This window comes from Variovorax sp. EL159 (assembly GCF_900100965.1).
Taxonomy (GTDB): Bacteria; Pseudomonadota; Gammaproteobacteria; order Burkholderiales; family Burkholderiaceae_C; genus Variovorax.
Map to the genome: position 1 here is coordinate 362991 of NZ_FMUJ01000007.1, position 9020 is coordinate 372010.

Here is a 9020-nt window from a genome sequence, read left to right on the forward strand (position 1 = left end):
ATGTCCTCCACCACTGCACTGCTATCGGTTCGCGGCGTTCGCAAATCCTTCCCGGGCGTGAAGGCGCTCGACGGCGTCCATCTCGACATCGCGCCGGGCGAAGTGCACGCGCTGCTCGGCGAGAACGGCGCGGGCAAGTCGACGCTGCTCAAGATCCTCGCGGGCGCGCAGCCGGCCGACGAAGGCACGCTCCATTTCGAGGGCCGCGCCCTGCTCGCCACCGACACGCCGATCCAGCGGCAGCGCATGGGCATCGTCACGATCTACCAGGAGTTCAACCTGCTGCCCGCGCTGTCGGTGGCGGAGAACATGTACATCGGCCGCGAGCCGCTCAGGCACGGGCTGATCGACTGGCCGCGCATGTACGCCCGCGCGCAGGAGGTGCTGACCGACCTGAAGGTCGACCTCGATCCGCGCGCCGAGGTGCGCACGCTCAGCGTGGCCAAGCAGCAGATGGTCGAGATCGCGAAGGCGATGACGGTGCAGGCCCGGCTCATCATCATGGACGAGCCGACCGCCGCGCTGAGCGGGCGCGAGGTGGGCCAGTTGCTGGACATCATCCGCGACCTGCGTTCGCGCGGCATCGGCATCATCTACGTGTCGCACAAGCTCAACGAGGTCAAGACCATCTGCGACCGCTACACGGTGTTCCGCGATGGCCGCTACGTGACGACGGGCACGGTGGCCGATGCCAGCGTCAACGACCTGGTGCGCCAGATGGTGGGCCGCGACGTGGTCGGCGTGAAGCGCCAGGCCACGAACACGCTGGGCGAGGTGGTGCTGCGGGTCGAGGGCGTGACGCGCCTGAAGGCGGTCTCGGGCACCAGTGCCACGTCGCTGCTGAACATGTCGGTGCACGTGCGGGCCGGCGAGATCGTCGGCTTTGCCGGCCTGGTGGGCGCGGGCCGCACCGAGATGGCCCGCGTGATCTTCGGCGCCGACCCCTGCGACAGCGGCACCGTGCGGCTACGCGATGCGCTGGTGACGCTGCGCTCGCCGCGCGACGGCATCGACGCCGGCATCGTGCTGGTGCCGGAAGACCGCAAGCAGCAGGGCTGCTTCCTGTCGCACTCGATCCGCCAGAACATGACGCTGCCCAGCCTCGGGCGCCTGAGCAAGATGCGCTGGTTCGTCGACGAAGCGGCCGAGACGCGGCTGATCGAGGAGTACCGCCGCAAGCTGTCGATCAAGATGTCCAGCGACAAGGTGACCATCGGCACGCTGTCGGGCGGCAACCAGCAGAAGGTGCTGCTGGCGCGCTCGATGGCGCTGAACCCGAAGGTGCTGATCGTCGACGAGCCCACGCGGGGCATCGACGTGGGGGCCAAGGCCGAGGTGCACCAGGTGCTGTTCGACATGGCGGCCCAGGGGGTCGCGGTGATCGTCATCTCTTCGGAGCTGCCCGAGGTGATGGCCGTGAGCGACCGCATCGTGACCTTCATGAACGGCGTGATCACGGGCTCGACGCCCGGCGGCGAAGCCACCGAAGAGCAGCTCATGCGCCTGATGGCGCTCGGCGAGGACGCGCCGCAAGAGGCTGCGCTGCCAAGCGCGCTCGCCGCCTGAGATGAACCCCTCGATTCGCCCCGCAAGGAGACACCCATGACCCCCACCACCGCCACGGTCGAGGCGCGCAAGCCGCGCAGCTTCGATCTCGTGGGCTTCCTCGAAAAATACGGCGTGCTGCTGTTCCTGGTGCTGCTGATCCTGCTGTTCGCCACGCAGAACCCGCGCTTCCTGTCCACGCGGAACGTCTTCAACATCCTCACCGAAGTGTCGATCTACGGGATCATGGCGGTCGGCATGACCGGCGTGATCCTCACGGGCGGCGTCGACCTGGCGGTCGGCTCGCTGCTGGCCTTCGCCGGCATGTGCGCCGCGGCCGTGGTGATGGCGCTCGGCGGCACCTTCCCGCTGAGCTGGCTGGTCGCCCTGCTGGTGGCCTGCGGCGTCGGCATGGCGGCGGGCTACCTGCACGGCAAGACCATCACCAAGCTGAACGTGCCGCCGTTCATCGTCACGCTGGGCGGCATGACGATCTGGCGCGGCGCCACGCTGATCCTGAACGACGGCGGCCCGATCAGCGGCTTCGACGAAAGCTTTCGCTGGTGGGGGCGCGGCGACGTGCTCGGCATTCCAGTGCCGGTGCTGGTGTTCGCGGTGGTGGCCGGCGCTGGCTACGTGACGCTGCGCTACACCCGCTACGGCCGCTCGATCTACGCCGTGGGCGGCAACCCCGAAGCGGCGCGCCTGTCGGGCCTGAACGTCAAGGGCATTCTGGTGAGCGTGTACCTGCTCGTCGGCCTGCTGGCCGGCTTGAGCGGCTTCCTGCTCGCGGCGCGCCTGGGCTCCGCCGAGGCGGTGGCCGGCATTTCCTACGAGCTGCGCGTGATCGCCGCGGTGGTGATCGGCGGCACCAGCCTCTTCGGAGGCCTGGGCGGCGTGGGCGGAACCATCATCGGCTCGCTGCTGCTGGGCGTGCTGCTCAACGGCCTCGTGATGCTGAACGTATCGGCCTACTACCAGCAGGTGGTGATCGGCGTGATCATCGTCATCGCGGTGGCCTTCGACACCTATGCCAAATCGCGCCGCGGCGGCAAGCACTGACTGACTGACCGACAAGACAACGACAGAAGACCAAGAGCCACAGAGAGAAACATGCAAACGTTGAATTTCCCCGAAGGACGCCGCTACGACCTGGCCTGCCTGGGCCGGCTCGCCGTCGACCTGTACGCCCAGCAGATCGGCAGCCGGCTCGAAGACGCCGCGAGCTTTTCCAAGTACCTGGGCGGCAGCTCCGCCAACATCGCCTTCGGCGCCGCGCGGCTGGGCCTGCGGGCCGCCATGATCTCGCGCGTGGGCGACGAGCAGATGGGCCGCTTCCTCGTCGAGACGCTGCAGCGCGAGGGCTGCGACGTGTCGCAGGTGCAGGTCGATCCGCAGCGCCTCACGGCGCTGGTGCTGCTCGGCCTGAAAGACCGCGACACCTTCCCCCTGCTCTTCTATCGCGAGAACTGCGCCGACATGGCGCTGGAGGCCGACGGCATCAACGAGGCCTTCATCGCGCAATGCCGCGCGCTGCTGATCACCGGCACGCACCTGAGTGCCCCCGGCGTGCGCGCGGCCTCGGTCGCCGCGCTCGACCACGCGCAAAAGCATGGCGTGCTGCGTGTGCTCGACATCGACTATCGCCCCGTGCTCTGGGGCCTGACCAAGCGCGGCGAAGGCGCCAACCGCTTCGTGCCCGATGCGCAGGTCACGCAGCGGCTGCAGACGCTGCTGCCGCGCTTCGACCTGCTGATCGGCACGGAAGAAGAATTCCTCATCGCCGGAGGCGTGCAGGGCGACCTGATGGCCTCGCTGCGCGCGGTGCGCGCCGTGACACAAGCCGCCATGGTGGTGAAGCTGGGCGCAGCGGGTTGCTGCTTCATTCCCGGCGCGGTGCCCGAGCGCATCGAAGACGCGCAGACGGTGCAGGGCGAGCGGGTCGAAGTGCTGAACGTGCTGGGCGCCGGCGATGCCTTCGCCGCCGGCCTCATGACCGGCCTGCTGCGCGGCCAGCCTTTCGAAGAGGCCGCGCAACTGGCCAACGCATGCGGCGCCATCGTCGTCTCGCGCCATGCCTGCTCGGCCGCAATGCCGACACCGGCCGAACTGGCGCACTGGTTCAGCGGCCAGCGCAACCCCAAGGTCGACGCAGACGCACAACTGGCGCACCTGCACCGCACCACCGCGGCACGCACGCCGTGGTCGTCGCTGGCGGTGCTGGCCTTCGACCATCGCGCGCAGTTCGCCGACCTCGCACGCCAGGCCGGCAGCGACGAATCGCGGGTGCCGGCGCTCAAGCAGTTGCTGGTGTCCGCCGCCGCGCGCGTGGCGCAAAGCCATTCGCTGCAGGGCCGCGTGGGCGTGCTGATCGACGGCAGCTACGGCAGCGACGCGCTCGCGGCCGCCACCGGCTGCGGCTGGTGGGTCGGCCGGCCGGTGGAGTTGCCGCTGTCGCGCCCGCTGCGCTTCGACGGCACCTCGTCGGTGGCTTCGCAGCTCGTGCAGTGGCCGGTGGAGCAGACCGTCAAGTGCCTCGTGTACTACCACCCCGACGACGCCGTCGAGCTGCGGCTGGAGCAGGAAGCCCGCATCCGCGAGCTGTGGGAAGCCACGCGCGCCAGCGGCCACGAGCTGCTGCTGGAGCTGATCCCGCCCGCCAGCATACTGCCGAAGACGGACACCGATGCAGCCCGCGACGCCGTGGTGCTGCGCTCCATCGAGCGGCTCTACAACCTCGGCTTCAAGCCCGAATGGTGGAAGCTCTCGCCGATGGCGCCAGAGGCCTGGGACCGGCTCGCAGAGCTGATCGCCGCGCGCGACCCGCAATGCCGGGGCGCGGTGATCCTGGGGCTGAACCAGCCGCTGGCGCACCTGGCACGCAGCTTCTCGGCCGCCACCAATCCGGTGGTCAAGGGCTTCATGATCGGGCGCACGCTCTGGGCCGAACCGGGCCTGCGCTGGCTCCAGCAGGCCATCGACGACGAAACGCTGGTGCAGGAAGTGGCGCGCAATTTCGCTGCGCTGGTGGAAGCCTGGGACCTCGCCCACCAGCCGCTGCGCGCGGCTGCCTGAAGGAACCCTGCATGAAACAAGACACCCAACGGCTCACCATGGCGCAGGCCCTGGTGCAGCACCTTGCAGCGCTTCGCGTCGAGATGGACGACGGCACGGTGCAGCCGTACCTGGGCGGCGTGTTCGCGATCTTCGGGCACGGCAACGTGGCCGGCCTCGGCGAGGCGCTGGCGACGCGGCGCGAGACGCTGCCGGTGTACCGCGCCCACAACGAACAAGGCATGGCGAACGCGGCGACGGCATTTGCCAAGGCGCATTTCCGGCAGCGCGCGATGGCGGTCACGACCTCGATCGGGCCGGGCGCCACCAACCTCGTCACCTCGGCGGCGATGGCGCACGTCAACCGGCTGCCGCTGCTGCTGTTGCCCGGCGATGTGTTCGCCTCGCGCGCGCCCGATCCGGTGCTCCAGCAGCTCGAAGACTTCCAGCACGGCGACCTGAGCGTCAACGACTGCCTGCGGCCGGTGACGCGCTACTTCGACCGCATCATGCGGCCCGAGCAGATCCTTACCGCCCTGCCCCGCGCGATCCAGACCATGACCGACCCTGCCCAATGCGGCCCGGCCTGTCTGGCGCTGCCGCAGGATGTGCAGACCGAGGCCTTCGATTGCCCGACGCACTTCCTGCAGCCGGAGGTGATCCGCTGGCGCAGGCCGCAGCCCGAGCCCCGCGAACTGGCGCATGCAGCCGCCCTGCTGCGTTCGTCGCGCAGGCCGTTGATCGTCGCGGGCGGCGGCGTGCTCTACAGCCAGGCGTGGGATGCGTTGCGCAGCTTCGCGGAAGCTTACGGCGTGCCGGTGGCCGAGAGCCAGGCCGGCAAGGGCAGCCTGGCCTGGGACCATCCGCTCAACCTGGGCGCGGTGGGCGTCACCGGCTCGCCGGCCGCGAACGCCATTGCGCAAGACGCCGACCTGATCTTCGCGGTGGGCACGCGTTTGCAGGACTTCACCACCGGCTCGCACAGCCTGTTCGGCCATGTGCCGCTGCTGAGCCTGAACGTCCAGGCTTTCGACGCCGCCAAGCGGGGCGGTGCCACGCTGGTGAGCGATGCGCGCACCGGCCTGCAGCAACTCGACGAAGTGCTGGAAGGCTGGCAGGCCGAGCCGGCGTGGACCGCGCGCAGCCGCACGCTGGCAGCCGGCTGGGTCGCGCGCGTCACCGAACTCACGACCGCGCAGCCGCCGCAGGGCCAGTTGCCTTACGACGCCGAAGTGATCGGCGCCGTGCGCGATTCCGCAAGCGATTCGCCGACCCGCGACATCGTGGTGTGCGCAGCCGGCACGCTGCCCGCCGAACTGCACAAGCTCTGGCGCAGCGGCGCGCCGGGCGGCTATCACATGGAGTACGGCTACTCCACCATGGGCTACGAGATCGCCGGTGGCCTGGGCGTCAAGCTCGCACGGCCCGACAAGGAAGTGATCGTCATGGTGGGCGACGGCTCCTACATGATGCTCAACGCCGAGATCGCCACCTCGGTGCTGCTCGGCCGCAAGCTGATCGTGGTGGTGCTGGACAACCGCGGCTACGGCTGCATCCACCGGCTGCAGCGCGCCAGCGGCAGCGAGTGCTTCAACAACATGCTGGACGACTGCATTCCCGAAGGCGGGAGCGCATCGGACATCGACTTCGCCGCGCACGCGCGCAGCATGGGCGCACAGGCGGTGCACGTGGACGGCATCGCCGCGCTGCGCGAGGCCATGCAGGCCGCGCGCGCTGCCAGCCGCACGCAGGTGATCGTCATCGACACCACGGCGGAACGCACCACGGCCGAAGGCGGCTGCTGGTGGGAGGTGGCGATTCCCGAGGTGTCGGCGCGCACCGAAGTGCTCGACGCCCGCGCCCGCTACGAAGCCGCCAAACAACATCAACGACTCTGAATGACATCGCCCCTGGGAGAGAAGCACACCATGAACACCTGGAACGTCCGCATCGGCATCAACCCCCTGTCCTGGATGAACGACGACCTGCCCGCGCTGGGCGGCGACACGCCGCTCGAAACCGCGCTGCAGGAAGGCGCGGAAATCGGCTACGCCGGCTTCGAGCTGGGCAACAAGTTCCCGAAGGAGCCCGCGGCCCTGAAGGCCAAGCTGGCGCAGTACGGGCTGGCCTGCGTCTCGGGCTGGTACTCGGGCCAACTGGCCGAAGACACGGTCGACCACGAGATCGAACGCTGCGCCACGCACATGGAAAAGCTGCGCTTCAACGGCTGCCGCGTGGTGGTCTACGGCGAGGTCGCAGGCTCGATCCAGGGCCGCATGGACACGCCGCTGGCCAAGCGCCCGCGGTTCGCCGACGACGCGCAGTGGAAGGCGTATGCACAGCGGCTGAACGCGTTCGGCGAACACCTGAAGGCGCAATACGGCATCACGCTGGCGTACCACCATCACATGGGCGCCTATGTCGAGTCGCCGCAAGACGTCGACCGGCTGATGGCCCTGACCGCGCCCGATTGCGTGTCCCTTCTGTTCGACACCGGGCATGCCTACTTCGGCGGGGCCGGCAACCCGGTCGAGCTGCTGCAGAAGCACGCGAGCCGCGTGGCGCACGTGCACTGCAAGGACGTCCGCGCCGACGTGATCCGGCAGGCGCGCAACAACGGCTGGTCGTTCCTCGACGGCGTGCTGAACGGCACCTTCACGGTGCCGGGCGATGGCGCGCTCGACTACGACACGCTGCTCGGCACGCTGCATGCGAGCGGCTACGAAGGCTGGCTGGTGGTCGAAGCTGAGCAAGACCCGGCGGTCGCGCCGAGCTACGCCTACGCGAAGAAGGGCTACGAGACGCTGCGCCGCATCGTGGACCGGATCGACGCCGCCAATGCCCAGCCCATTGCAATGCAACAAGGAGCCCGCTGATGCCGCTCAGTCCGCTTCTTGTGAAGGCGTCCGCGCAAGGACGCACGGTGGTCGATGTGACACCCGAGCGCGCCGGCTGGACGCACGTCGGCTTCAAGGTGCTGCGCCTGGCCGAAGGCGAGAGCGAATCGGTCGACACCGGCGCGCGCGAGTTGTGCCTCGTGGTGCTGACCGGCACGGTCGACGTGGAGGTGGACGGCCAGCGCTTCGACCAGCTCGGCACGCGCGACAGCGTGTTCGAGCCCGTGTCGCCCGCGGCGGTGTACGTGCCCGGCGGCAAGACCGTCACCGTGCGCGCGCAGCGCAACGCCGAAGTGGCGTTGTGCACCGCACCGGCCGGCACCGAGCCCCGCACGGTGTCGGTGATCGACCCGGCGGCGATGACGCGCTCGGTGCGTGGCAAGGGCAGCAACACGCGCCATGTCTGCGACATCCTGCCGCACACCGACCCGCGCGCGGCGCACCTGCTGGTGGTGGAAGTGCTGACGCCGGCCGGCCATTCGTCGAGCTACCCGCCGCACAAGCACGAGCGCGATGCGCTGCCCGAAGAAACGCGGCTGGAAGAAACCTACTACCACCGCCTCAATCCGCCGCAAGGCTTTGCCTTCCAGCGCGTCTACACCGATGACCGCAGCCTCGACGAGGCGATGGCGGTGGAGAACCACGACACGGTGATGGTTCCGCGCGGCTACCACCCGGTGGTGGCGCCGCACGGCTACGACCTCTACTACCTGAACGTGATGGCCGGCCCCACCCGCTACTGGGTGTTCAGGAACGACCCGGCCCACGAGTGGATGCTGCAGCCCGCAGCCTAGCCAGTCCCTCAGGGCCCCTCTCTCCGCTTTCCGCTTTCCGAACTGTCCAGCGACCCGCGTCGCTGGCGCAGGGCACGCCTGCGCCCTCGAGAAGCCAGGCCACTTCTTTTTTCCACCGCCAACCGAAACCCACAAGAGGAGACATGACGTGAAATTCAGAAAGCCGAACCGACTCGCAACTACCGCAGCCACCACTGCCGCAGCCCTCGTGCTGCTCGCCGGCATCCACGGACTGGCCCATGCCCAGTCGATGGACACGCCCACGGACGCCCCGCCCGAAGCCGAGGTCAAGACCGACCCCACCAAGGACTTCATCAAGAAGGTCAACGACGCCACCGGCCTGGAGTTCTGGGGCTATGGCCGCGGCGGCTTCTTCGGCGCGCCCAAGGGTGCACCCAAGGGCGGCTACTCGCTGGGCGGCGACCTGCAGAAGTACCGCCTGGGCAACGAGGGCGACAACTACCTGGAATTCGGCATCGGCAAGAAGTTCGACCTGGGCGGCGGCATCAAGTGGGGCGTGTTCTACATGCCCACGATCTACAACGGCAAGAGCGGCACGGCGCAGGCCTACTTCTCGCTCAGCGGCATCTTCGGCAACAGCGCCACGCTGTGGGCCGGCCAGCGCTACCACCGCATCCAGGACGTGCACATCGTGGACAAATGGGTGGTGGAGGACGGCGACAACTACGGCGCCGGCATCGACGACATCCCTCTGGGCGGCCTGGGCCGG

At 68.9% G+C, this 9020-nt stretch carries 7 protein-coding genes; all 7 read left to right on the forward strand.

All coding sequences use genetic code 11. The annotated features are described in order from the left end of the window. Complete coding sequence (locus tag BLQ28_RS27450; RefSeq protein ID WP_093246480.1) at window positions 1-1566, forward strand: sugar ABC transporter ATP-binding protein; 1566 nt, start codon at window positions 1-3, stop codon at window positions 1564-1566. Between the two features lie 36 nt (window positions 1567-1602). Continuing rightward, entirely contained in the window at window positions 1603-2607 is a 1005-nt protein-coding gene (locus tag BLQ28_RS27455) for an ABC transporter permease (protein WP_093246481.1), read from the forward strand. 51 nt (window positions 2608-2658) lie between these two features. Next, window positions 2659-4620 carry a bifunctional 5-dehydro-2-deoxygluconokinase/5-dehydro-2-deoxyphosphogluconate aldolase gene (gene iolC / locus BLQ28_RS27460; protein WP_093246482.1) on the forward strand — a complete coding sequence of 654 codons (1962 nt, stop codon included), beginning with the start codon at window positions 2659-2661 and terminating at the stop codon, window positions 4618-4620. Window positions 4621-4631: 11 nt separating this feature from the next. Further along, window positions 4632-6497 carry a 3D-(3,5/4)-trihydroxycyclohexane-1,2-dione acylhydrolase (decyclizing) gene (gene iolD / locus BLQ28_RS27465; RefSeq protein WP_093246483.1) on the forward strand — a complete coding sequence of 622 codons (1866 nt, stop codon included), beginning with the start codon at window positions 4632-4634 and terminating at the stop codon, window positions 6495-6497. A 30-nt stretch (window positions 6498-6527) separates the two neighbouring features. Then, window positions 6528-7475: a myo-inosose-2 dehydratase gene (gene iolE, locus BLQ28_RS27470; protein WP_093246509.1), complete on the forward strand. Its 948-nt coding sequence runs from the start codon at window positions 6528-6530 to the stop codon at window positions 7473-7475. Further along, window positions 7475-8290, forward strand: a complete 816-nt coding sequence (gene iolB / locus BLQ28_RS27475) for a 5-deoxy-glucuronate isomerase (protein ID WP_093246484.1) — start codon at window positions 7475-7477, stop codon at window positions 8288-8290. Before iolE ends, iolB begins: the two co-directional genes overlap by 1 nt. A 148-nt stretch (window positions 8291-8438) precedes the next feature. Beyond that, the coding region (locus tag BLQ28_RS27480; RefSeq protein WP_256327480.1) for a carbohydrate porin at window positions 8439-9020 on the forward strand (582 nt) is incomplete at its 3' end.